We start from the raw sequence: 24,178 nt of genomic DNA on the forward strand, positions 1-24,178 counted from the left end.
GAGGAGGCAAACAGCTTGCTTGGTTCATATTTATAGAATTGATGAACAAAGATAAAGAAAAAATAGCCTTTAAAAGGCTATTTTTTTATAAACAACAGGTTCTTGATTCAGGAATACAGCTGTTTGTTGGTCCGCACCAATATTGGCCTTTAGAACATACTGAGGCAGATCCTTTAATGGTTTTTAAGGCCTCGTTTGAAAGTTTTTTTAAATTTTTCATATCGAATAATTTTAATTTGGTCTACCAAATGTAATGAAAAAATAAGGACGAATAATTATATTTAATAATGAAACTCATTATTTTTCAAGTCATTAAATAAAGAAATTAAGAAAATCAGGGATTAACAGGATATTTGAAGATTAGGGCTGGAAAAGTTTGAAGTTGGCTATATACTTCCTTTGATAATTTTATCCTATAATTTATATTATGTTAAATTGAATATATTATGACATTTCAAAACCAATCTAAAAGACATTCAATTATCCTACTCATCTAGATATTTCCCTGATTGAGGAAAAATGATAATATAGTATCAGATATTGCAAAAAAAGATAAGCCTGAACAACAAGATATATAGTAATTTTAGAAATAGAAGATTATGGGAACATAATTTTCAAAAATGATCAGGAAGGGATAAAAAATTTCTTTAAGGCTTAGACTTAAAATTTTACTACTTTAAATATATCATTATGAAAAAACTACTATTGTATTTCTTTGTTTTATGGGGATCGCATGTGTTTTCACAGCTTTATCAGGTTCCCGTCTATTCAGGGACATCTTTGCAGCCGGCACAGTCTGGAGCTGAATTCGCCAAGTTGCTTGACGGCGATAATACCACGATTTACCATTCGAAATGGTCTCAGAGCGGGATTCCGGATGAGCTTAAATTTTATTTTACGTCCAATGTCACCAGCATTAAAAAACTGGTTTACACGCCCAGACAATCCGGGACAAACGGGATGTGGACCAATGTAAGTGTTTCCTACAGTACACAGGCCGCTCCCACTACTTTCATCCCGGTGAGCAATAATTTAATCTGGGCTGCCAATGCTCAGGATAAGGAAGTTATTTTTCCAACAGCGATCCAGAATCCTTACCTTATTAAAATTTCGGTAAATGCCGGCGTGGGAAACTTTTCAAGCTGTGCAGAGATGAAATTCTTTTCTGAAACACAGCCTGTGATTGCTGACGGTACAGACTGTACCATCAATACGTCAGAATTAAGTATTAATGGCGCTAACGATGTGAAGGCTGCCATCATCCCTTCAGGAACTACCGCATCATCTTATCAGTCGGGAGAAAATATTGATAAATCTTATGATAATAATGTCAATACGCTGTATCACTCTTCGTATGGGAATACCATTTTTCCGGTGGTGCTAAATTACAGATTAGATGGGGTCACTCCTATTGATTATCTGAAATATACGCCCAGACCCAGCGGAGACAACGGCCGGTTTGGAAGTGTGAGTATCAGTTACAATACTACGGCAAACAGTACATTTGTTACGTTGATGTCATTCGATTTTCAGCATTCTTCTTCTCCTGTAAATGTCTATTTTCCGAACCAGATTACTCCTTTAAATGTAAGAATTACCGTAAACAATGGCCAGGGAAATTTTGCAAGCTGTGCAGAAATGGGCTTTTATACAGCGGGCTCTTCAGGAGCTGTAAATCCTTACACAAATATTTTTGCCAATACTCTTTATTCAGCCTTAAAGCCTTCTGTGACTCAGGCGGATATAAATGGGATTGCATCGCCGTTCTATAAAGGATTGGCACAGTGCCTGTTCAACGGAACTTATGTCAATAAATACAGGGTTCAGGATTATAAGGTCTACCCTCCTATTGCGGTTACTACCGGTAATTTAAAGGTGGGAAGCGGTTATGACAGTTTTGAAAATCCTACAGGAATTGTGTTTGCACAGGGAAATAAGGTGGCCTTATTTGCTCAGAATATCCCTTCCGGCGCCAGTATTTCCTTGCAGGTGAAAGATTTTTCTACTGTTCTTGGCGGAACGACCTCCTATTATGAACTTCATAATGGTTTGAATGTATTTCAGCTGACCAACAGTGGTTTGGGATACATCAGTTATTATAACACAAATACGTCACTGCCTGATATCAAAATTAATATTGTTTCCGGTAAGGTCAATGGGCTTTATCATTATCAGACGTCTACGCAAGGTGACTGGCAAACGGATCTTACCAATTCAGCTTATCATATGATTGACGTTGTGGGACAGCATTCTCATTTGGTTTATAAAAAAAGCATGCTGAAAAATTATGTTCCTTTTAGTCCTGCGGAACTTATTTCAAAATACGACCTTATTGTAAAAAATGAGTGGCTGGTGATGGGATTGTATAAATATAATTTAGTTCCGAAAAACCGCATGTTCAGCTATAGTAATAACGGCGGAGGCTGGTATGCCGGTGGATTAGGGATCAATATGGATTCCGATTGGGGCGAAGAGAGTCTGGTTGATGTCAATCAATTGTCTTTATGGGGAATTGCGCATGAATTCGGGCATATTAATCAGATAAGACCGGACCTTAAATGGATTGGAACCACAGAGGTTACCAATAATATGCACAGTACCTGGGTAGATTATCATTTGAATCCGCAAAACGATGGTATGTCTCGTCTGGAAAGAGAATCTGTAGAACCGGCAACAGGAATGACCAGCATCGCGGGAGGAAGAATAAACGGAGCCATCTTGAATACAACCGTAAATCAGGAAGCTTTACAAGGGAATGCCAATACGGATGTCTTTAAAGTACTTGTCCCTTTCTGGCAGCTTGAACTGTATTATCAGCTGGCGGGAGCTTCACGAAATGCCCCGGTTCTTTCCTTAAATTATCCAACCAATTATACAGGAGTAGATTATGCGCACTGGTTTGGTACAGTTGCCAACAAAGCAAGAAGTTTCAATGCTTCAGGAGTTTCCAATGGTGAGCTGCTGCTTAATTTTGTGAAAAACACCTGCGATGCAGTTCAGGAAGATTTAACCGGATTCTTTATTAAAACCGGATTTTTAAAGCCAATAAACAGATCCATTGATGATTACGGTATTGGCCAGCTTACCATTACGCAGGCTCAGATTGATGCTACCATTGCATCCATACAGGCTAAGAACTATCAGAATCCTGTTTCCCCGGTAATGCATTATATTTCATCCCGCAGTGTCGGGGCTTTCCGTAACCAGCTTCCGTTAAGCGGACAGACAGGCCAGGGAGCTACTTTAAGCAGTAATTATCTTACGGTACAGCACAGTGTCTGGAAGAATGCAGTAGCTTATGAAACATTCAATGCCAATAATCAGCTGATTTATGTATCTGTTATGGGTACGGGTGACACGACCAATCAGACGACGAAAGTGTACTACCCTTCCAATGCGGCATCTGTTTATGCGGTAGGCTATGACGGCCAGAAAATTTTGGTTTATCCTTCTTCGCCACCTGGATCACTCAGAGTTACGGAAGCGGAAAACAAAGACTTTGAATTGGTGGTCTATCCTAATCCTGTGGAACAGAATGGCTCCATTCACATTCAATTAAAAAATGCATCAGGAGATTACAGTGCACAGATTTCCGCTATGGATGGTAAAGTACTATTCAGTTCGAAAGGAAATCTTGAAGCGATTGAAAAATCCATCAATGCAGATCTTCCTAAATATCCTGCTGGTACGTATTTGCTTTCTCTTAAAGATGCCAAAGGAAATATCTTTAAAACGGCAAAGATCATCAGGAAATAATATTTTTTGAATGTATTTAAAATAGAAAGCACAGATCTTTTGGTCTGTGCTTTTTAATTTGAGAAAGGATGACAAATGCCATCCTTGTATTATTAAAGTCAAACAATTTTATTTTAGAAATAAAAATCTTTGTGATAAATCGGATATTCTTTCTGGATAAGAGGAAATGTGCCTTCATACCTGAAAGGACTGATCCCGAAGCCATAAAACAGATTGGCCTGGATTCTGGCTTTCAAATCAATAACTCCTTTTCTTTCCGGGATAAGAACGACTCCTACAGAAGGAACGGCAGACACACGGCCTTTTAAACCTGAATTAGCAATAGGAACTGTAATAAACATCAGACCGACAGCGCCCTTCGCTTCTACCCCAGCCTCTGCATTAACGTTACCTTCCAGATTGGTTATTCTCAGATCATCTTCTTTTTTCAGGGAAACATTCATGGATGGATTTCTTCCGACCAAAATATTGGCATTTCCTGTAATATCAAGCAGTTTAATCTGTGCTTTCCCGGTAGCGGCTATTCCTACATAAGGACCTGCTGAAACAGTCGGACTTAATATAAGACCTGTAGGTCCCAGTACTATTGGCGCAATGGGGATATTAAGATAATCCGTTATACTGGCAGTGTAGCCCAGGCTTCCCTGAATGTTGGCAAACGTCTGCAGGGCTATTTCGTCCAAAATAAAGTTGACCTCAAAATTGGTTAATCTTCCGAAAGAGAAATTAATTTTATAATCAATTTTTGGAGTGAATCCTCCTTTTATATGAACATTGGATGCTACGGATACCGGACCTGCCTGTTGCGTAGGCAGTGGAATTGTTTTATCAAAATTGAAGCGGTTGAATTCGATAAGTTTTTGAGATGAGTTTGCCGATTTTCTTTCCAGATTTTCAATACCATTCACCAGATTTGGAGTAATGAAACCTTTCAAAGGGATATAATTGGCCATTTTTCCATTAATACTGATCGGTGTATTTTCAGCCGGATCATATGTTCCACTGATGGTTCCGCTATAAATAAATTCTTCAAGTTTTGCACTTTCCGTTTGTACGAAGATCTGATTCTGCACCTTAGATACGGAAGTAACTTTAGCAAGAATAGTATTTACCTGATCTCCGTCTAACTGCGTTCCGGTAACGATGCTTCCCGTATGGATACTGTCTGTTTGTGGTGAAGACCTGCTGAATATGATTTCATGATTATTGGTGGAAGAAATGTTTGATATCGATTCCTCATTCAGAATAATCACATTTTTCTGAAGGGTAATATCCCCCAGCTTTTTCAGATTTTGGGCTTCAGGAGCACCTGAAGTACCGTTCCCTTCCGGTTCATTTTGTTCACAGGAAGTAAGCATTAGAAATGAAAACAGATAAAAGATGATCAGTAAAGATCCTTTTTCATAAATTCTTGATTTTTGGTAGTTGTTTTTCATATTGTTAAATATTTCACAAAAGTTAGAATTTATATTTTTTATGACAAAAGAAAGGATATTAATTTTCTTTTAAACTGTATTGTATACATAATAAAATTATGTCTTAAATTTTACATTTTCTGTTCTTTTTGCCTTGTTTTGTTGTAATTCATAAACCAGATAAATAATATTAAACACATGGATGGGAAAGAGAAACTTATCCTTTGAAATATCTGCTTAAAAAAGCAAAAGCGATTCACCCGAACCGCTTTTGCTATTAAACTTATTTTTTTATAATCTTATGACTCTTTTCTGAATTTCCTTCTTTTATCCTTACAATATAACTTCCGGTTCTGAGTTCTGTTAAATTAATTTTAGCACTTTCTGAATTTACTTTTTCCTGTTTCTGCAGTTTTCCTGTCATGTCGTAGATATTAATTTCAGACATTTTATTTTTACTGTCAATATTTAATACATCAATAACCGGATTCGGATACATAGATACTGTTTTCTGTTTCGCCTCAGATACTCCAAGCATATTGCCTGATATTACAAAATCGTCTATCCCGATAAACCAGACATCTTCTGTTGTAGAATAAAAAGCAATATATATAGTTTGCCCAATATATGGGGTCAGATCATAGGTATATTGAGTCCATGTAGTTGGTGGCGTCAAAGCGCTGGCCAGGGTATTTGTTAAACCAGCCGCTGTGGGAGTTGTGGTTGATACTTTAATATCAAACTCTTCTGCAAGTCCGGCTCCTTTATTCCTGCTCCAAAATGACAATTTATCTGACACTCCTGCAGTCACTGTTATTGCAGGACTTACCGCATAATCGTCGTGTGCAGTGCTTCCGTATTGCAGCCCTAAGAAATGAGATCCGGAATGTGAATCAACAAGAGAGGAACTACCTGGGGCCCATGCTTCCCATCCTCCCGGATCTCCACCGTTAATGATGGTCCAATCTGCCGGCATGGTAGCCGAATCAAAACTTTGTGTATATTGCCCGAAAACAGATGCCGGCAATAACCCCAAAACAATTGCTAATCGATAAATTTGTTTCATATTTTATTTTTCATAAAAAATACGAATTTTTAAGGAATAATTTACTTTTTATTGATAATTTTTATTTATAAGTCACTAATTTGTATATAGTTGATGGATATCAAATAATTTGCATCAGCTTTTTTTTGTTCAAAATATCTTTTTTGTAAGCTCTCTTAATATGCGTTTTTTTGCCTGTAGAATAGTTTATATGATATGTATAAATGAAAAATGGAGCAGTCATCCTGTTCCATTTATATTGAATCTGTACTGCTGTTACTTCAGTTCCCAGATGGCTCCGTTTTTAGTGGTTGTCTTTTGCAGTGTTCCTTTGCTGGCCAGTTCGTTTAATACATTTTCGCTTTCCTTTCTGTTGATGCCGGAAAGTTCAGAAAATTCTTTGGCAGTAAGCGTCGGGAATTTTTGGAATAATGATTTCCAGTCTTTGCTGTATTCGGTCTTTTTAGCTTCAGGAAACAGTTTTAAAACAGAGGTTTCATAGAACGGATAAGGCTTGGAACCGTATACCGTTTCTTTCCCGTTTTCATTGGCAAAAAAGATAGTAGGAAAACCTCTTACCCCATACTGTCTTGCCAGCTGTAAATCTTCTTCAAACAGGGTTTTTGCCTTACCGGAAGCATCGGTTTTTAACTGGTTGACATCCAGTCCGGCTTTTTTGGCGGCAGTGGCTATATGTTCCCATTTCGCGATATTTTTCTTTTGTAAAAAGACCATTTCTCTCAACTCGCGTAAGAATTCAACGGCCTTATCCTTGTCCTGAAGCTGGGCTGCTTTAAAAGCAATAGAAGGCGGATAAGAAGAGTCCAGAGGATCTTCCAGCCAAAGATCTCCATCTATAGGCATATCATAATATACACTCACTTCATCCCAATGATGGGCCACATCAGATGGTTTACTGATGCCGCCGCTGTTATAGCTCCAATCCTTCAGAAGACCTCCCATATGGTAATCTATTTCTATATTGTTGCCGTATTCCAATTTCAGTTTTCTCAGCTGAGGCTCTATTCCCCAGCATGAAGAACAGATAGGATCGGTAAAATAGATCACTTTTACAGGTTTTTCCGTATGAACACTTACTTTTTGTTCCCCGGAATGAGAAGTTACTTCACATACACCGGTTGCGGGATCACAAATCAGAGGATTGCTTTTTGATGAATCTGGTTTCATTTTATCATTTTTGGTTGTCTGCCCTGTGCAGGTGTTCAGTGCATAGAGCAAGGAAATTACGGAGAGCAGTTTAATTTTGATCATTGTTTAAGGGTTATGTTGGAATAAGGATTTTAATTTTAATTTTTCAGAGATGATCCAATGGGAGCCTTATCGATTAAAGATAAAGTTTCATTGATATTGAATATCTTGATTTCTATATCGGTGTAGCCCCAAGTCTGAAGCCTTTCTGTATGTTTGGCGAGATAATTTTCGGCGGTTTCCCGGCTTTCGAAAAGATAGATACCGCCAGCAAGTTTCTCAGCGTGGTCTTCCGTCCAGATTTTCCATAGAAAGCCTGGTTCAGTGATGATGCTTTTAGCTAAATCTTCCAGCTGCATGGTCATTTCATCCCCGAAAGGACCCTGATGGGGAAATTTTATATAAATTACTACCTGATTCATGAGTGTTTCTAAAATTATTAAGTCATAAAAGATTCATGGAAAATATAACGTAATTATAAACATTATATTTCACTTAGATGAGATATTTTATCTAAAAATACCTTGACGATTATAATTTGAATAGCTTTTCAGCGGCTGCCGTATTGGCGTATTCTTCCAAACGGGTGATCAGCTGATTTTCTACCGTATATACCTGTACCCATTTCTGTTCCAGTATTTGGCCATTCGTCTTTATTCTCTGTTTTTCAGATCCTAAAACAACCACAGTTTGCTCATTGGAAATCATAGTATTCACCTTAAAATCCAGTATTTCAACCGCATCGTCAATGGCAGCAAAGAAATTTAAGACACCTTCTTTTCCCTGATATATTCCTGCGTAAGGAAGATCTTCCGGGCCTTCATAGACCCAAACCGTATCTTCTGACAAGGTATTCTTCAGGGCTTCCATATCCCCTGTCATAAAAGCATTATACATTTCCTGAACAACTTCCTCCGGTGTCTTAACGTTCATAACATCCGGTGAAAAAATGGTCTGGCTGTTTAGATTTTCCATTGTGATAAGATTTTATACAATTATATCACAAATGTAAGAAGTCCCCAGTTTCTTTATGCTATCGGTTTCCTTTTGGAAACTAATGTTCTTAATGAAACTGTCTGCTTATTAATTATATTTGTACAGAGTTTGTCATTAAGATACAGTACATGAAAAAGGAACCGATTATCAACAGTACACCAGTTTGTAAATCCAGCATTATGGCCATCAGAGATACCATGGAAATTTTATCCGGGAAATGGAAGTTTCATATCATCGGAACCCTGATATTTGGAGGAAGTCTTCGTTTTATGGATCTGCTCCGGGAAGTGGAAGGAATAGGAACGAAAATGCTGTCCAAAGAACTGCAGGACATGGAAATGAACCATCTGATCTCCCGGACGGTTTTGAACACCAAACCTGTAACCGTAGAATATGAAATAACAGAATATGGCAGAACCCTTACTCCTATCATTCAGGAAATAACCAATTGGGGAATTTCGTACAGAAATAATTTATACTGCTCGAAAGATAAATAACGGTTTTCAGACCTTATTTTCAATATAAACGCACAAAAAAACCGCTCTTTTCAGAGCGGTATGTTTTATTTTACCTGCCTGTCTTAGCAAGTAGATCCACATGAAAGCAACTGGATGTGTACTACTCCATTCACTACGCATTGTACCTGGCATAAAGTGTTTCCAACAAGAGTACCTGCAGCGTTCACTGCTCCTCCTACTGTATTACCAACACCACCTACAACACCTCCAACGATAGTGCCTACGCCGCCTACTACACCTCCTACTACGCCGCCCAGACCGCCGATAACTCCCCCGATGTTATCAAATAGTCCTTCACCTGAAATTGTTTTCAATTCGTTTCTGTTCAATTTTTTTAAGTTTTTCATGAGTATAATTTTATATTGTTAATACCTCACTAAGATAAGAATAATTATAATATAATGTTATTGTTTTAAAATAAATAATTAAAATTATTTATAAGTTCATATTTCATTAATATAAATGATATTTAATGAATATAATGTTATTTGACTTATTCTTCTTATTTTTATGAAAATGAATAATTTACAGTGTGTTTCTTTTAAATTGAATTTTTTCCTGAATTTTTAAATCCTGGTAAATGTTTATGGATACTTTCTATTTTGTATAAAAAAAATACCGGTAAAATTTAATTTTCCGGCATCAGATTGATCTCTTCTTTTGAGTGAAAATGATAAATTTTAAAAAATATCAACACATTTTGTTTGTATAATAGGGTCAGGAAGCCTGAAGCTGGAAGAGGGAAGTTATTGAAGTCCAGAAATAGGAATATAGCGTGGCTTATTTACTTTTAAAAAAAACGACTTTAATAAATTTAAAGGCAGCTGATTAATAAAATGTCTAATAGTAACTTCCAGCCTCCCTCTTCCGGCTTCCTGCCTTTTAATCTAACTTTTTGTCCTAAGTTTCAGTTATATTAAGTCATTTATTTCATCGCTGATCTCGTATTCACAAGTCAAAAGAGTGTGTCTGGCTGAAGCTCAAGAATTTCATATTTTACAGCATACCCACCCACGGCATCATTAATTTTACTTCTGACAGCTTCGGTAAGCATTCCGGTTGTGATCTTAACTTTCATTCCCAGTTTAGGATCCTGCTCCACATCTATTGTACAGGCAGGAAGTCCGGGAATTCCGGACAGCTCTTCTTCATAAACCTTTTTAATGATTTTCATACTTAATAAAGGTTTAAAAACTTTTCCAATGGCAGTGAGCGGAAGTTCATCAATAATAAAAATATGCTTGGGAACAGCGGCCTGTTCGGTAATATGCTGGCGTGAGAAATCTATCAGTTCATTTTCTGTGGCGGTCATACCTTTTTTAAGCTGTACATAGGCGACAGGTAATTCCCCGGATTTTTTGTCAGGCATTCCGATTGCGGCCACACCAGCTACAGCAGGATGTCTGGATAAGGGTTGTTCAATAGAATTCGGATCAATATTATGTCCTCCCCGGATAATCAATTCCTTTTTTCTTCCGGTGATCCAGTAGAAATGATCAGCATCCCGGCGGCCGAGATCTCCCGTATTGTACCAGAGGTGCTCTCCGTCATTCACCCAGATATTCTTATTGTGTGCATCATCTTTATAACCGGGAAATACATTCAGTCCCCTGCAGACAATATTCCCTATTTCATCCGTCTCTGCATCCCGGATATACCCGCCTGATCTTTCGTCCAGAATAACGGTCTTCATGAAGTGAAACGGTAAGGCAAGCCCTATGGAACCAATTTTCCGTTCTCCGTCGGGAGGATTGGCGGCATTGGCACAACTGCCCTCTGTAAATCCATACCCTTCTATTATCTTAAGTTTGGTAGCCTCTTCAAAATCCTGGAAAAGTTTTACGGAAAGTGGTGAAGCGCCGCATAATGCCAGATCCAGACTGCTGATATCTTCCCCTTTCAGAGGTACCTGCAAAAGCATTTGAAGAACGGTGGGAACAGCACTGAAGAATGATATTTTGTAATATTCCACTGTTTTCCAGAAATTCCGGATCACTCCTTCGCCTCTATATCCGGCAGGCGTACCCAGAAGAATTCCGTGGCCGCCGGACAGTGGAGCAAGACCTGTCACCATCACACCATTCACATGAAACCACGGCAGTCCGCAGAAAAAAGTTTTGTATTCCTTTAAATTAATATATTGGCTGAGTGCCCAGGCATTTGCTACTTCATTCCGATGGGTGTGAAGCGCAATTTTAGGCTTTCCGGTAGTGCCTCCGGTATGAAACATGGATGCGGTGTCTTCCGGCCTTATCGTACGTTGAAAGGACAGCATTTCCCGGCTGTATTTTCTGGAGGTCTGATGAAAATCCAAAACAGGAACAGAACCTGACATTCTCATCTTTTTCTGACCTGCTTTGACGATTAAACGTGGTAAAAAGCCGAGATATTTACCCAAATCTACGGTAATGACTGTTTTTAGGGAATGCACCTTATTCAAAACGGAAGATACTTTTTCCCAGATATCAGTTTTGGGAAAAGGAGCCAGTGTTACCAGAATTTTAGTTCCGGCTTCGTTCATAATTTCAGCCATTTGTTCAGGCTCCAGCAGAGGATTAATCGGATTGACGATCCCTGCTGCTTCTCCTCCCAAAAAAGTAAAGACGGTTTCAGGGGTATTGGGCAGAATGTAAGAAACTACATCGGTATCACGGATCCCCAAATCCCTGAACATATTGGCTGCCGCATTAATCTCAGCTATCAGCTGGCGGTAGGTCCAGGATGCATTTTTTTTATAATCTTTGGGCTGAAGATAAAAAGTAAGCGCTTTGTGCCCGGGGTTTTTAGAGGCACTTTTTAAAATTAATTCATAGGTGTTATCAGCCAGGTCAGGCTGGGTTTCCTGCTCGAAACGGCAGATATCATCATAATTATGAAACTTCATACTATTTTTCCTTCTTTTAATTAAAGGAATAGTTTTTCTGGATTTTATAGCTATGCCAGTTTTTAATTTTAATAGATTCCAGATGGAAGAAGTCAGGATTAAAAGACTTTAAGATGGATGATGGAAGTAGTATCGGGCAGAAAATATTAAACCGATATTTTTTAAAATAGCCAAACCAACTTGTTTTTCCAGCTTTTGATTTCTATAACTCCTCTCTTTGAACTTCTGATTTCCTGACCCAATTTCAGTGCTACAGAACGGTCGTTTCATCTTCCTGAATTCACTAACTTTGCAGTTCTGATTATTTAACCCAAAAGAATACTTATGTCTATAACCAATGAACATGAATTGGAAGGAATGCGGAAAGCGAGCGAGGCTGTTGCATACACTCTAAGAGAAATGATTCGCTATGCTCAGCCAGGGATGACCACAAAAGACCTGGATGAATACGGCGCAAAAATTCTTAACGGTTTTGGTGCCCAATCAGCGCCCTACCTTACGTATGGATTTCCCGGATGGACCTGCATCAGTGTAGATCATGAGTTTTGCCATGGAATTCCTACGGATAAAAGGGTTTTGAAAGAAGGCGATCTTATTAATATTGATGTTTCGGCAGAGCTGAATGGATATTGGTCGGATAACGGAAGTTCATTTGTGATTGGAAAAGATCTTCATCAGCATCAGAAATTAGTAGATGCTTCCAAAGAGATTTTACAGAAAACCATTAACAACATAAAAGGCGGCGTAAAAATAGCAGACATTGGATTCCTGATGGAAACGGAGGCTAAAAAAAGAGGATTCAAAGTTATCAGAAACCTGGGCGGCCACGGGATCGGAAAAAGCCTGCATGAGCAGCCGGATGAACTGATGAATTACAGAAACCGCTATGATTCCAGGAGGTTTAAGAAAAATTCTGTAGTGGCTATTGAAACTTTTATTTCCACTTCTTCCAATCTGGCCGTAGAACTGAATGACGGCTGGACGATGGTAGGAAACAAAGGAGGCTATATGGCGCAGCACGAACATACGATTGTAGTGACTGACGGAAAACCTATTATTTTAACGGAAATGAATAATATAACCTGATAGGTAAAGGATGGAAGATGGAGGAAGGAGGCTGGAAGTTACTATTGGGCATTCATATTAATAAGGTGTCTTTACATGGATTGAAGACATTTTAAAAAATTAATGAAACTCCGCTCTATTTCTATCTTTGAACTTCTATAACTTCAGTTTTCCTGCTTCAGGCTTCAAGACATAATTATTAAAATTCTCTGAAATAAAGTAAGCATCTGTTCAACGACAGATGTTTTTTTTATCCCCGAATAACAATCCTGTTCAAAAGATCTTTCCTTAATGGCTTGATTTTAGATGGCTATAACTCATTATCGTTGCAAATGTGCAATCAAAATTATGGATTTATGGAAAAGTTTAAAAAAATAATTTTGAAGATTCTGAAATGGACAGGAATTTCAATAGCAGCTATTCTGTTTTTAATGTTTATTATTCCCATTCTGTTCCCGGGAACCATTTCCGCACAGGTAAAACTGTTCGCGAACAAACATCTTGCGGGAAAACTGGATTATAAGAAAACGCATCTTACTTTTTTCCGCCACTTCCCTTCCCTTACGGTTTCTGTGGATGATCTTGTTTTGCAGGGTTCAAAGCCTTTTCAGAATGACACTTTATTGACTGCAAAGGAAGTTGCCGTGGGAATCAATCTTAAAAACCTGATCTTCAACCGTGAAGTGAAAATTGATGAAATTTATGTGACGGATGCCAATGCCAATGTTTTCGTGAACAGTAAAGGAGAAGCCAATTATAATGTCTATGTCTCCAAACCTTCCAAAAAGCCGAAAGACACTACAGAAACAGGAGCATCTATAAAACTGGATCTGATCAAATTTAAAAACTGGAATATAAAATACAATGACCATTCCGCAAGGGTTCTGGTGGATGCCAAAGGACTGAACTATACCGGAAAAGGCGGCCTGAGTGAAGATATTTTCGACCTTCAGACCAATCTGGACATCAACAAGGTGGATTTCAGCCTGAACAGGATTTATTACGCCAAACAGAAAACCTTGCATGCTGACCTGATCACGAGAATTAATACGAATGCCTTGACTTTTGTCCTGAAAAAAAATGAATTGCGGATCAACGAGCTGCCTTTAAAATTCATAGGTTTTATAAGTATTCTGAAAGACGGATATCATATGGATATTAAAGCTGCCTCGGAAAAAACTACGATCCGCGAAATGATCTCGGTGCTTCCACCGCAATATCTCGATTGGGCAAAAGACACCAAAATAGAGGGTAAGAGCGATCTTTATTTTCACATCAAAGGAAGGTTCAGCGAGCCTAAAAACGTTAAGCCACAGGTTAAAGTACGTTTATTGGTGAAAAACGGCTTTGTTTCCAACGGAAAAGCTCCGGTTCCGATGAACAATCTGAATATGGATCTTAATTTGGATCTCCCGTCATTAGACACCAATCAGCTTGCCGTGAATTTAAGAACACTGAGTTTTGATCTGGGACCTAATAATAATTTCCGCGCTCACGTCCAAACCAAAGGACTGAATGAAATGCAGGTGAATGCCGATATAAAAGGGGCTGTAAATCTTCAGACGCTGGATCAGGCACTGGGACTGAAAGATATTGACATCCGCGGTCTGATGGACACAAACATCAAAGCGAATGGAATCTTTAGTCTTGATAAAAAACTATTCCCGAAAACCAAGGGGTACCTGAATCTGAAAAACGGTCTGGTCAAAACAAAATATTACCCCAACCCTATTCAGAATATCAGTTTGATTGCCAATATTTCCAATACGGACGGTACTTTCAGAAGCCTCGGGGTGAAGCTGGATCCTTTCAGCTTTGATTTTGAAGGAAACCCTGTGTTTGTGAATGCCGATCTGCAGGATTTTGAGGATCTGCTGTATAAAGTACGGGCAAAAGGTGTGCTGAATGTTGGAAGAATTTATAAGGTTTTTGCAAAAAAAGGATTTGATATCAGCGGACTGATCATGGCAGATCTTTCGCTGAACGGACGACAGAGTTATGCCACTGCAGGTCAATACAGTAAACTTGATAATAAAGGAACATTAATTTTAAAGAATATTAAAGCCACTACGGAATATCTTCCGAAATCATTTTTTATAAGGGAAGGTAATTTTCAATTTGAGAATGAAAAAATGTGGTTCAGGAAGTTTTTTGCGACTTATGGAAAGTCTGATTTTGCTTTGAACGGTTACCTTTTGAATACGATCAACTATTTTATTGAAAGAAAAGGAACGCTTCATGGAAAGTTCGGGATGAATTCGAGTTATATTCTGATTGATGAATTTATGGCACTTAAAAGTGGTGACAATACCGATAAATCCATTGAAGTTGAATATGCAAAAGTTGAGAATCCAAAAAGCAGCGGCGTGGTTATCATTCCGAAAAACCTGGATGTTTCCCTGGATGTGAATGCTAAAAAGGTTGAATTTAAGGGTCTGGCCCTGAATCATCTTAAAGGCACCGCTTCTGTGAATACGGGACAGGTTTATCTAAAAAACACATCGTTTGACCTTATCGGAAGCCGTATGAATATTGATGCCCGTTACCAGGATGAGTCTCCTCTCACGGCCAATTATGATGTAGCGCTTAAAGTTCAGGATTTTGATGTCCAGCGTGCCTACAAAGAGATTGATATGGTGCGTGAAATGGTTACTGCTGCCAAAAATGTGAAAGGAATCGTATCGCTGGATTATAAACTGAAAGGTGATTTTGATCAAAATATGAGCCCTATTTATCCTTCACTGGAGGGCGGCGGAATGGTTAATCTGCGGGATGTAGAGGTGAAAAATTTAAAAATGCTCTCCGCTGTAGGCGATAATATAGGTGCAAACGCCTTTAACAACCCTGATATGAAAGGGGTAACGATTGAAACGAATATCAAAAACAACCTGATCCATGTTGATCCGTTCACCTTTAAGGTTTCTGTGCTTAGACCTTCTATCAGCGGAACGACGAGTTTCAACGGACTTCTGGACCTGAGGGTAAGAGTTGGTTTGCCTCCGGGCGGATGGATTGGTTTCCCGATTGTTGTGACCGGAACCCACAGCCAGCCGAAAATCAAAATTTTCAGCAAAACCGGCCAGGGAATTGTTGATGCACTGTATAATAAGAAGTCCAATAAAGTAATCCGCGAGGAAAAACGTGCCGAGAAAAAGACCCGCCGCCAGCAGCGTAAAGAAAAAGAAGCCCAGGAACAGAAAGCTAAGGATGCGGAAAAACGGATTGGTGAGGAGCTTAAGGGGAAATAGATGGTACTAGTAGGAATTCAGATGCTTACAGCAATGCAATTGAACCAACATTTTGAATATCCCCTGCACTATTCTCCATGAGTATATCTGGCTACCTCTTTGGTTTTTATATTTACTTCTGCATAAGCTACGCCGCCTATTGTCTGCTTAGGATATGTTCCGCGTACAATCCAGATACTATCATTTTTCTGTTTTACAATAAATGGTTTTTGTCTACTGATTGCAGATTGACCATAAACTTCGTTCCATTTTCTTTCTGCAAGAATCAAGGCAATCTCTTTATCAGATCCAACAATTTCATTTTTATTGATTGATCCATTTTTACAGCAGGAAAATAAAATAAATAATAATATATAGTTTTTCATCACCGGTCGTTTTTTGAGTTCATATCTATTTAATTTAAGGAATTCTAAAGTTCCATCTACCTTAGATTTTGAGCTATAGCCAGCCAATAATGTCTTCTTTTCCTTTACCAATCGGAAGCAAATACTTTAATTTACTATTTTCAATTTTAACAAAAAATGGGTCTTTCAGATTTTTGTTTTCTAAAATATAAACACCTTCAGTCATGTTATCTAAGTTAGGTTTTTCGCCTTTATATGAGCTATAATCTGTAATAGTAAATTCACAATTGTATTTCTTAAATTCTTTTAATATCTGAATGTATTCTTCCTTATATTCTATTGTTTTGTCTTTATAGTAAAAATTATAAAATTCTTCAACATTCTCTTTACTTAGCTTTTTGAAGAAAGTTGCAAAAACAGGATTTTTATATTGTTTTTCTGTCTTAGAACAACTAATACAGAATAAAACAACTATTAAGAAACTATAAACTAATTTTTTCATCGATACATTTATTTCATTGTGCTAAAAAAAGGCCAAAACAATAATAAAACATTAATGTTATAAACACTATAATATTTAATATATAATACATATATTTTTTCTTCATCTTACACATTAAAAAAAAATTTATAAACTGAAGAAATAAGATTATCGGAATAAACTTAAAAAAGTAATCATATTGAAAATATAAAAATAGTATAAGATAAATTATAGATAATATTAAAATAGATTGTACTAGGTATTTCATAATTATTAAGGTTTTAATTCTCTTTTTACAACTTCTCTTACTTGGTCTCTCAAATCATTATCAATACTTCGGTGAGTTGAATTTGGAGAAAGTAGATTTATGATTTTTGATGTTTTTATTATCCTTTCCTGCTTCAATTTTTTCACCTCCAAAAAAATCTTTATTTTGATAATAATTAACTGCTTTTGAAACATTTGAAGGGATGTTAGTATCAGAGTAGGTGTCTAATATATCTAAAGTAACTAATAGGTCAACTTTTAGATTTTTATTTTCATTTACAGACTCTACCAAATTATCACCTCCTAAGCTATGTCCAACAGCCGAGACAATACCATTAGGGTGAACTTTGTTAAAACTGGAAATTGTTGTTTTCAAATCATTTTTGGTATTCTCATTTTGTGAAGAGTCAAAAACTGCTACACGTGAATTAGAGTTTTCCAAACCAACCAGTCCTCCTATTCCAGGTAGATCAACATTACCCTTTCCTTTAAAGTCAGGATTACTAGTGCCTCCTACATTTTGAGCTTGTGTTTTGTTGGGTAATGTATCCTGGCCTCCTGGCCAACCTTGTACTACAACAACTAAATTTTCGTATCCATCATTTTTTCTAAAATCCACAGGTTCCAATCCCTCTAATTCTCTAGCATCTACCACTAAAACTATAAGGAGACCAAGTATTATATTTCTCGCTTAACGGATCTAAATTGAAAAACTGTCCCATTGCAGGATCATAGTTTCGCCATTTAAGAGCTCCATCCTGTATCTTTGCCTTTCCTGTCCCTGCGTGGAATAATTACAATTGGGAGATATTGAGTTGCCCATAAATAAAAAAATACCCCTCCAAATTCCGGCCCCAAACGAATAGAAATTAGCTATCCTATTTACTTAAGTATATTAATGATATCCTTATTTTTATTGATATATAGCTATTTATAGTTTGAAATATATTTATTTTTCAAAACAATTCTCCGAATTCCAATGTAATTTATGGGAAGATTATAAACAACTCATTGTTGGAAAATATTCTGAAAATGTAATACTCCATTTATTGTCAGTTTCTCCATTAATTATGATATAATCAATTCCTTTTTTTAAATCAAACTCCATGCTTTCTTTTTTCTTGGATGTTATCTTAATCTTTCGATCTCTTTTAAGAACTCTGATTTGTCTATATCCGCAGGTATAGTTATCAAAATTATAGGTTTTGCCATTTATAGTAATTACATCGTCAATAAAGGCAGCGTTATTAAAAAATAATAAGACTTCGTAATCTTTTTTAAGAAATTCTTTTGAAGTATTTTCTAAGTAAAATTTGTATCCGGCACTATCTGTTTCTGTTGCTTGCCTTTTATCTTGATAATGAAAATCAATATTATTTTGTGCAGAGCAATTATTATTGGTAAGTAAAACCATTATTAAAAAAAAAGTTATTTTCATTATTATTTATTTATTTATTTATTTATTTGAGGTAGCCTAAATGAGTTAGCTTTTACAGTTTTCCCTCAACGCATCTACATTAAAAACCTCTCCCATAATTTCGCCTTTTAAAAAAAAAAGCTATTTCTATTTGCTTTTCAGAAAATTATCGTATTAATAATACGTTAATTTCATACTCTTATTTTTTAATTGAATCAAATTGTTCTTTGGAAATAATGTTTTTCTCAAGCATTTTTTTTAGCCAGTTTTCAGCCTTTTGTTTCGAGGATTTATCCATCGAGGAAATATTAATCGAAGAATAATTACTGAAATCAACTTCAATATCATACTTTTCACAAAGAGCTTCAAAATAATCTATATACGCATGCTTATTATTAAATCTTTCAGCCATTATTTTTGAAAAATACATAAGTGTATCTGTTCTTGAGATTTTATCAGAATCTTTTAAGTGGTAAAAGAGTTCATTATATGCCAATGTATCACCTTTTGTTTTTACTAGATTGGAGATACTATCATAATTAGAGATAGAACTCATTGTGATTACATCATCCTGATTAACTGTTTCTAATGAAGGTGAGGTTACTTTTTCTTTACATGAAAATATAGATAAAACCATTAATATTACAATTGTTCTCATATATATAGTTTTTAATTAAATAATTTTTCGATAAAACTTCTATTGTCTTTTCCTTGGGGTTTTGTGTCTCCGGGTTGTTTATTTACCCTTTCTCCATTTTTAAAACTATTCCAATATCCAAATTTTCTAGTTTGTTTTGCTTTTTCTCCCTTCTTAACATCTCCATTATGATTTGCATTTTTAGTAACTTGAGGACCAATCTCTTTTCCATTAGCCGTAAAACCATCTTTGCCTTTCCTGTCCCTGGAAACCATATTTATAACTTGCCAGCTGCGTATTAGCTCCCTGAAAACCTTCATACTCCATCCCAAAAGGATAGTAATGGTTTCCTTATCAATTACTACTGCATCAACGCTGGTACTCTGATAATAGGAAAGCCTGATATTTCCTACATGGTCTTTATAATTGTAGACATATCTTTTCTGAAAATCAATTTAAAAATAACGCATCACTAACTTTGATACATGAGGAATGATCTTAAATCATTTAAGATCATTTTTAACAGCTAAAATAAGCAAGAGCAGGATAACCTACCCTTGCTATTTTAATTTTAAAATTTAATTACAATTGATTTTCAATAAGTTAACAACTGAAATTATTCTATCAGTAACTTTGGAATATTACCAAACCTATAATACCTTACTATTGACAAACATACAAACCTCTGATATATTCAGAGAAATACAATTTGTGACCTGAAGGAAGAATAAAATCGTCCACACCCATCATGTAAGTATTTCCATCATTTTGATGAGGAATAGTGAATTCAGACATTATAAGAGTGTACTTTTTACCATTATAAATTTTTAATCCATTTTCACAGGTGTCCTTTTTATAGGAGAAAAAGTAATCTATCTTTCTTGTCTTCAAATTTTTAAATTTAAAAACATAAGATTTTTCAAACTCAATTATTTTCTTTATTTTAATCTCAGTCTTTTGTTGAGCGTAAAGAAGCGAGCTTAAAATAAGTATTGGAATTAATGTAATTTTTTTCATTTCTTTAGTTTCTTAATCTAATATCTTTTGCTGTTGCAACAGGAACCTTAGTAACGCTCATGTCAGTGTTGGATAATGTATTAATTATAACCTAAAGGATACCATATACCCCTGAAGTTTGGCGGTAAGATATTTGGCAAAACATGGTTCTGGTCTAATGTGGTCAAATCTATATTTTCAATACAGTTCTTAATAATTATTTCTTCACCATTTAAACATATTTTTTGACGTAAAAGTGCTAAGGCATCATCAAAATTATATGCTGTAATACCACAACCTAATTTTATTACTGGAGGTAATGTTGATGAGCTTTCAAATGTAAACCAAAAACGAATTAATTTATTCATTTTAATAATTTTAATTAATATTCTATCGATTATTCAGTAAAGGAGTAACTATTGGTGCAGAACTCCCTCGGTTTGTAGTTTTATTTGTTCCCCCTGGTTCAAACCTAACAACAGGACCTATATTCGTATTTCCATAACCAGGTATTATTCCTGTATTAGGATCTATTGAAGGCAGTTTATATTGATCAAAGTATTGAATTGAACTAGGTGGAGAAATATAATCAATATCACTACGAGTACCTGCTCCTTTACCAATAGGGAGGTTCGAACCAACATTTCTTCTATTTCCTTCTGCTGCGCTTCCAACGATTTCCAAAGGCCTTCCAGCTTTGTTTACTTCGGTCTGTATTTGACGGGCTTCATTTTTAGTTAGGTCTCCAATAATAGAACTTTTACTATTAACTTTCGCTCCTATTTTATGAGTTCCAACTAAAGCTCCTGCGATAACAACTGCAGAACCAATAGATTCCGCATCTCCTTTAGCGACACCTTTTGATGTTTGAACAATTGCTTTTGCTCCACTTGTTTCATATACTGAATTAATATATTGGTTACCTGCAGCTTTTGCTCCACCCTTTTCGTAAGCATTATAGACTTTTGTCCATTCTTTTTTAGCATTAACCATTACGGAAACTGTATTGGCCTGAGCCAATCCACTAACCATTCCTTTTGTAGTATTCCACGCTCCTCTACCAAAAGCTTTTACATCATTCCAACTACAGCATCTCTCTGCCTCTCTCCCATCTGGATCAATAAACATGATTGGATTATCTAAAGCATAAGTGTATGGTGAAAATCTCCTTGATTTTTCAGCAAGTTCGTCCATAACACTCCATCTTCCTAGATCAGGCATATACATCCTTGCTCCATAATCATTCCATCCTGTTTCTTTTTGCCTTTCTTTTCCGTTATACCCGTAAGTATAACTTTGCAAATCTGTGTTTGCTCCTTGAAAACCTTCATACTCCATCCCAAAAGGATAGTAATTAATTTCTTTATCTACCACAACTGCATCTACACTGGTACTTTGGTAATAGGCAAGCCTGATATTTCCTAAGTGATCTTCATAATTGTAGACATATCTTTTCTTTTGGAAATCGTAATAGCCCTCTGCCGTTGGAAAAAACTGAAGAGTTACAGCTCCTCCACCTTCCTTTTGATACTGAAAACCATCAAGGTAGTCAGTATCATTTCTCATCATTAATCCACTTTTAGTGGCCAGGTATATAAATGTTTTCTTTAGCTTAATTCCATCCGCCCTGTAAAGAAACTGTAGGTTATTATTGCCCTCGGCAAACTTTACCTCTTTAGGCAAATTTAAAAAATTATACGAGATAGCAGTGATTCCTTTGTCCAAATGATCTGTCATATTTCCGTTCACATCGTAGCTAATGGTGTTTCCACCCGTTGGATAACCGGATGGGTTGGTGTTGATATCCGTTACTTTTTTCAGCCTGTTGCCCTCATATACCTCGTATTTAAGGTCATCTATCAACGCAGGGGTATTGGCCAAGGGCTGAAGTCTTTTCAGGGTCTGGATATTTCCGTTAAGATCATAAGTAAGCCTCTCGTTGTACCCATCAGTAACAGGAGCCGTGGCAAAGGGCTCACGGTAGGAACCGCTTTTCAGCCTGTTCAGCGCATCATAGGTGTAGGCGTACCTTCTCAGGAAGTCTCCGGTGGAGGTTCTCCAGTCGAATTCAGAAATATTGCCGTTGTACTTCGCAGGGCCAGAGGCGGCATCGGCCGGGTTTTCATATTTAAGCTCATATCCAAATAGCTTTTCGCCCAGATCAGCAGGATTATTAACCTTAGTAATCCAACCTCTGATATTATAAGCGTAATCTATAGACTGTAAAGGGGTTCCGGAAGTATTACCGGTTTTTTTATTGGTAAGCTGCCCAATCTCGTTATAAGTATTTTCAGCCAGAAGCTCTTCGGCATAGGTGCCTACCTGGTGGTAATGTTTCAGAACCCTGTTTTGCCCGTCATATACAAACCTTTCCTTAACCTGAAATTCCGTATCGGTTCTTGATCTTTTGTGCTTCGTAATGGTCTGCTTTACAGCTCCGCCAAAATCGTACTCTGTTTCTGTAATTGTATGTCCTGCCAGATAGTTCATGGAATAGGTTCCAATCACCCTTCCTTTGGTATCATACCAGCTATAATTCCTTGTCCATCCTACATCTTCTACATTTTTTATAAATGATGAAAGCGCAAGCCCGTTCGTATTTTTTAATGTGCCTTCGCCCGGCTGCTTTAATACTTTCTGGCCCAGGATGGAGGTAGGAATTTCCGCAGCCATAGAGGGAGGATAGGTGTCATAATAATTGATGGTAAGAACGGTCATACTACCTGTCGGAAAAGCATTTTTCGTATAATATACATTCAGATCCTGTGGTATAAAAGGAGTGGTATCAGAGCGGGTTTCATTGTTCGCCGCATTGGATGCCATATTATTAACAGCAGTCTGCATGGCAATTCTTGTTGCCGTATTGCTAAAAAATCCGGTATAAACAATCCGGTCAAACTGGTCATATTTGGTGAATAGCCAGCCTTTTGCCCCGAAGTTATTGGTAGTCGTTCGTAAAACCGCATCCTGAGTAAGGATCAATCTGTCCTGTTTGTCATACACCATAAATTCCCATCCTTTTCCGGGGAGCTTTTTCTCTGCAAGGCGGTATCTGCTGTCATATCTGTACTGATAGCAGAGGTTATCCAGTACTGTCCCATCAATACCCACCATTGCTGCCGCAGGAGGGATAACATACGAAAGCTGATTGTATTCATTATAAATGTAGTAGGTATCGGCATTTTCTGTGGTGCTTAGAACTTTTCGTACCAGTACAGCCTGTCCCTGGGAATTTTTAAATTCTATGGTTTTATTTCCATCTTCATCAGCCGTTGTATTTTTATACAGCTGTCCCTGAGCATAAAAAGAGGACTGAGAAACTGTAGAAGTATACATTTTACCGGCAGTATCCCATGAGGTAACCGTTTCATATTTCTTTACCTGATCCTCTTGCCTGTTGGCTCCATATGTGTAGCCAATAGGTTTTGTGCTCCATGCTGTTCCCGGCTGGATCATTTGATTAATTCTGCTCAGTGGAGAGTTTTCAAACTGTTTCTCAGCGTAAATCTTTTCTCCGGCATAGATATTTCCGGGATCGGCTACCGGATAAGGAACTGCTGCTGAATTCTGCTGATAAATGGCTCCGCCTGTGGTTCCGCTTTGAGGAACCGGGAAATATTCCCTTGCCTGTCTTCCAAAATTATCATAAGCAACAGCAATCACCAGGTCTTTTCCCTGAGGCGATGCTTTAACATTCACGATCTGTCTGGGTCTTCCGAGTCCATCAAAATACTGGACGGTTTGTATTCTCTTTTTGGCTGGATCGGATACTTTTGTAGAATCCAGATAGCTGATGGACTGTACATAATTTTCAGTTCCCGTTACCTGGGCGTGTATGAGTGCTGATACAGCAAAAAGGCTGTAGAGCAGGATTATTTTTGAAATTAAGTATTTTTTCAT

The 24,178-nt window shown here is 37.1% G+C and carries 21 protein-coding genes; 4 read left to right on the forward strand and 17 right to left on the reverse strand.

Annotated features, from left to right (window positions below; genetic code table 11):
• Positions 1-85 precede the first annotated feature (85 nt).
• Positions 86-220, reverse strand: coding sequence for a bacteriocin-like protein (locus JET18_RS21990; RefSeq protein WP_449507490.1), 135 nt, complete (start codon positions 218-220; stop codon positions 86-88).
• A gap of 470 nt (positions 221-690) precedes the next feature.
• Between JET18_RS21990 and JET18_RS09005 the strand changes: the two genes are divergently transcribed.
• Complete coding sequence (locus tag JET18_RS09005; RefSeq protein ID WP_202090270.1) at positions 691-3,756, forward strand: M60 family metallopeptidase; 3,066 nt, start codon at positions 691-693, stop codon at positions 3,754-3,756.
• Positions 3,757-3,869: 113 nt separating this feature from the next.
• Here JET18_RS09005 and JET18_RS09010 read toward each other — a convergent pair whose 3' ends face one another.
• From JET18_RS09010 to JET18_RS09030, 5 genes are all read right to left on the reverse strand, one after another.
• Positions 3,870-5,192: a hypothetical protein gene (locus JET18_RS09010; protein ID WP_202090271.1), complete on the reverse strand. Its 1,323-nt coding sequence runs from the start codon at positions 5,190-5,192 to the stop codon at positions 3,870-3,872.
• A gap of 262 nt (positions 5,193-5,454) precedes the next feature.
• On the reverse strand, positions 5,455-6,237 hold the full coding sequence (locus JET18_RS09015; protein WP_202090272.1) for a T9SS-dependent choice-of-anchor J family protein: 783 nt from the start codon (positions 6,235-6,237) through the stop codon (positions 5,455-5,457).
• A gap of 255 nt (positions 6,238-6,492) precedes the next feature.
• A complete protein-coding gene (locus JET18_RS09020) occupies positions 6,493-7,404 on the reverse strand; it encodes a ClpXP adapter SpxH family protein (protein WP_202090762.1) in 912 nt (303 codons plus the stop codon).
• Between the two features lie 119 nt (positions 7,405-7,523).
• Positions 7,524-7,847 carry a monooxygenase gene (locus tag JET18_RS09025; protein WP_202090273.1) on the reverse strand — a complete coding sequence of 108 codons (324 nt, stop codon included), beginning with the start codon at positions 7,845-7,847 and terminating at the stop codon, positions 7,524-7,526.
• A 109-nt stretch (positions 7,848-7,956) separates the two neighbouring features.
• Positions 7,957-8,400 carry a nuclear transport factor 2 family protein gene (locus JET18_RS09030; RefSeq protein ID WP_202090274.1) on the reverse strand — a complete coding sequence of 148 codons (444 nt, stop codon included), beginning with the start codon at positions 8,398-8,400 and terminating at the stop codon, positions 7,957-7,959.
• A 149-nt stretch (positions 8,401-8,549) separates the two neighbouring features.
• Here JET18_RS09030 and JET18_RS09035 point away from each other — a divergent pair, with 149 nt between their 5' ends.
• A complete protein-coding gene (locus JET18_RS09035) occupies positions 8,550-8,918 on the forward strand; it encodes a winged helix-turn-helix transcriptional regulator (protein ID WP_202090275.1) in 369 nt (122 codons plus the stop codon).
• A gap of 83 nt (positions 8,919-9,001) precedes the next feature.
• Here the strand turns inward: JET18_RS09035 and JET18_RS09040 are convergent, their stop codons facing one another.
• A complete protein-coding gene (locus JET18_RS09040; protein ID WP_202090276.1) occupies positions 9,002-9,286 on the reverse strand; it encodes a bacteriocin-like protein in 285 nt (94 codons plus the stop codon).
• A gap of 608 nt (positions 9,287-9,894) precedes the next feature.
• The gene (locus tag JET18_RS09045) at positions 9,895-11,823 is read right to left on the reverse strand and encodes an acyl-CoA synthetase (RefSeq protein ID WP_202090277.1); all 1,929 of its coding nucleotides are present in this window, start codon (positions 11,821-11,823) and stop codon (positions 9,895-9,897) included.
• A gap of 324 nt (positions 11,824-12,147) precedes the next feature.
• Between JET18_RS09045 and map the strand changes: the two genes are divergently transcribed.
• Positions 12,148-12,909, forward strand: a complete 762-nt coding sequence (gene map / locus JET18_RS09050; RefSeq protein ID WP_202090278.1) for a type I methionyl aminopeptidase — start codon at positions 12,148-12,150, stop codon at positions 12,907-12,909.
• 335 nt (positions 12,910-13,244) lie between these two features.
• A complete protein-coding gene (locus JET18_RS09055; RefSeq protein WP_202090279.1) occupies positions 13,245-16,136 on the forward strand; it encodes an AsmA-like C-terminal region-containing protein in 2,892 nt (963 codons plus the stop codon).
• A 68-nt stretch (positions 16,137-16,204) separates the two neighbouring features.
• Here JET18_RS09055 and JET18_RS09060 read toward each other — a convergent pair whose 3' ends face one another.
• The 9 genes from JET18_RS09060 to JET18_RS09100 form a co-directional block, all read right to left on the reverse strand.
• Positions 16,205-16,501, reverse strand: a complete 297-nt coding sequence (locus tag JET18_RS09060) for an NTF2 fold immunity protein (protein WP_202090280.1) — start codon at positions 16,499-16,501, stop codon at positions 16,205-16,207.
• 73 nt (positions 16,502-16,574) lie between these two features.
• The gene (locus tag JET18_RS09065) at positions 16,575-16,982 is read right to left on the reverse strand and encodes a hypothetical protein (protein ID WP_202090281.1); all 408 of its coding nucleotides are present in this window, start codon (positions 16,980-16,982) and stop codon (positions 16,575-16,577) included.
• Between the two features lie 307 nt (positions 16,983-17,289).
• Positions 17,290-17,883: a hypothetical protein gene (locus tag JET18_RS09070; protein WP_202090282.1), complete on the reverse strand. Its 594-nt coding sequence runs from the start codon at positions 17,881-17,883 to the stop codon at positions 17,290-17,292.
• Between the two features lie 342 nt (positions 17,884-18,225).
• Positions 18,226-18,666, reverse strand: coding sequence for a hypothetical protein (locus JET18_RS09075; RefSeq protein WP_202090283.1), 441 nt, complete (start codon positions 18,664-18,666; stop codon positions 18,226-18,228).
• Positions 18,667-18,844: 178 nt separating this feature from the next.
• Positions 18,845-19,303: a hypothetical protein gene (locus JET18_RS09080; protein ID WP_202090284.1), complete on the reverse strand. Its 459-nt coding sequence runs from the start codon at positions 19,301-19,303 to the stop codon at positions 18,845-18,847.
• Positions 19,304-19,314: 11 nt separating this feature from the next.
• Positions 19,315-19,557 (reverse strand): hypothetical protein, encoded by a 243-nt coding sequence (locus tag JET18_RS09085; protein WP_202090285.1) that lies wholly within the window; start codon positions 19,555-19,557, stop codon positions 19,315-19,317.
• Positions 19,558-19,945: 388 nt separating this feature from the next.
• Positions 19,946-20,299, reverse strand: coding sequence for a hypothetical protein (locus tag JET18_RS09090; RefSeq protein WP_202090286.1), 354 nt, complete (start codon positions 20,297-20,299; stop codon positions 19,946-19,948).
• Positions 20,300-20,379: 80 nt separating this feature from the next.
• The gene (locus JET18_RS09095) at positions 20,380-20,646 is read right to left on the reverse strand and encodes a hypothetical protein (RefSeq protein ID WP_202090287.1); all 267 of its coding nucleotides are present in this window, start codon (positions 20,644-20,646) and stop codon (positions 20,380-20,382) included.
• A gap of 22 nt (positions 20,647-20,668) precedes the next feature.
• Positions 20,669-24,178, reverse strand: coding sequence for a DUF6443 domain-containing protein (locus JET18_RS09100; RefSeq protein WP_202090288.1), 3,510 nt, complete (start codon positions 24,176-24,178; stop codon positions 20,669-20,671).

This window comes from Chryseobacterium endalhagicum, from assembly GCF_016745235.1.
In the GTDB taxonomy this organism is placed as follows: domain Bacteria; phylum Bacteroidota; class Bacteroidia; order Flavobacteriales; family Weeksellaceae; genus Chryseobacterium; species Chryseobacterium endalhagicum.

Excerpts from the sequence above, each read along its gene's own strand:
- JET18_RS21990 (WP_449507490.1), bottom strand. The coding sequence starts at position 220 with ATGAAAAATTTAAAAAAACTTTCAAACGAGGCCTTAAAAACCATTAAA.
- JET18_RS09005 (WP_202090270.1), top strand. The coding sequence starts at position 691 with ATGAAAAAACTACTATTGTATTTCTTTGTTTTATGGGGATCGCATGTG.
- JET18_RS09010 (WP_202090271.1), bottom strand. The coding sequence starts at position 5,192 with ATGAAAAACAACTACCAAAAATCAAGAATTTATGAAAAAGGATCTTTA.
- JET18_RS09015 (WP_202090272.1), bottom strand. The coding sequence starts at position 6,237 with ATGAAACAAATTTATCGATTAGCAATTGTTTTGGGGTTATTGCCGGCA.
- JET18_RS09020 (WP_202090762.1), bottom strand. The coding sequence starts at position 7,404 with ATGAAACCAGATTCATCAAAAAGCAATCCTCTGATTTGTGATCCCGCA.
- JET18_RS09025 (WP_202090273.1), bottom strand. The coding sequence starts at position 7,847 with ATGAATCAGGTAGTAATTTATATAAAATTTCCCCATCAGGGTCCTTTC.
- JET18_RS09030 (WP_202090274.1), bottom strand. The coding sequence starts at position 8,400 with ATGGAAAATCTAAACAGCCAGACCATTTTTTCACCGGATGTTATGAAC.
- JET18_RS09035 (WP_202090275.1), top strand. The coding sequence starts at position 8,550 with ATGAAAAAGGAACCGATTATCAACAGTACACCAGTTTGTAAATCCAGC.
- JET18_RS09040 (WP_202090276.1), bottom strand. The coding sequence starts at position 9,286 with ATGAAAAACTTAAAAAAATTGAACAGAAACGAATTGAAAACAATTTCA.
- JET18_RS09045 (WP_202090277.1), bottom strand. The coding sequence starts at position 11,823 with ATGAAGTTTCATAATTATGATGATATCTGCCGTTTCGAGCAGGAAACC.
- map (WP_202090278.1), top strand. The coding sequence starts at position 12,148 with ATGTCTATAACCAATGAACATGAATTGGAAGGAATGCGGAAAGCGAGC.
- JET18_RS09055 (WP_202090279.1), top strand. The coding sequence starts at position 13,245 with ATGGAAAAGTTTAAAAAAATAATTTTGAAGATTCTGAAATGGACAGGA.
- JET18_RS09060 (WP_202090280.1), bottom strand. The coding sequence starts at position 16,501 with ATGAAAAACTATATATTATTATTTATTTTATTTTCCTGCTGTAAAAAT.
- JET18_RS09065 (WP_202090281.1), bottom strand. The coding sequence starts at position 16,982 with ATGAAAAAATTAGTTTATAGTTTCTTAATAGTTGTTTTATTCTGTATT.
- JET18_RS09075 (WP_202090283.1), bottom strand. The coding sequence starts at position 18,666 with ATGAAAATAACTTTTTTTTTAATAATGGTTTTACTTACCAATAATAAT.
- JET18_RS09080 (WP_202090284.1), bottom strand. The coding sequence starts at position 19,303 with ATGAGAACAATTGTAATATTAATGGTTTTATCTATATTTTCATGTAAA.
- JET18_RS09085 (WP_202090285.1), bottom strand. The coding sequence starts at position 19,557 with ATGGTTTCCAGGGACAGGAAAGGCAAAGATGGTTTTACGGCTAATGGA.
- JET18_RS09090 (WP_202090286.1), bottom strand. The coding sequence starts at position 20,299 with ATGAAAAAAATTACATTAATTCCAATACTTATTTTAAGCTCGCTTCTT.
- JET18_RS09095 (WP_202090287.1), bottom strand. The coding sequence starts at position 20,646 with ATGAATAAATTAATTCGTTTTTGGTTTACATTTGAAAGCTCATCAACA.
- JET18_RS09100 (WP_202090288.1), bottom strand. The coding sequence starts at position 24,178 with ATGAAAAAATACTTAATTTCAAAAATAATCCTGCTCTACAGCCTTTTT.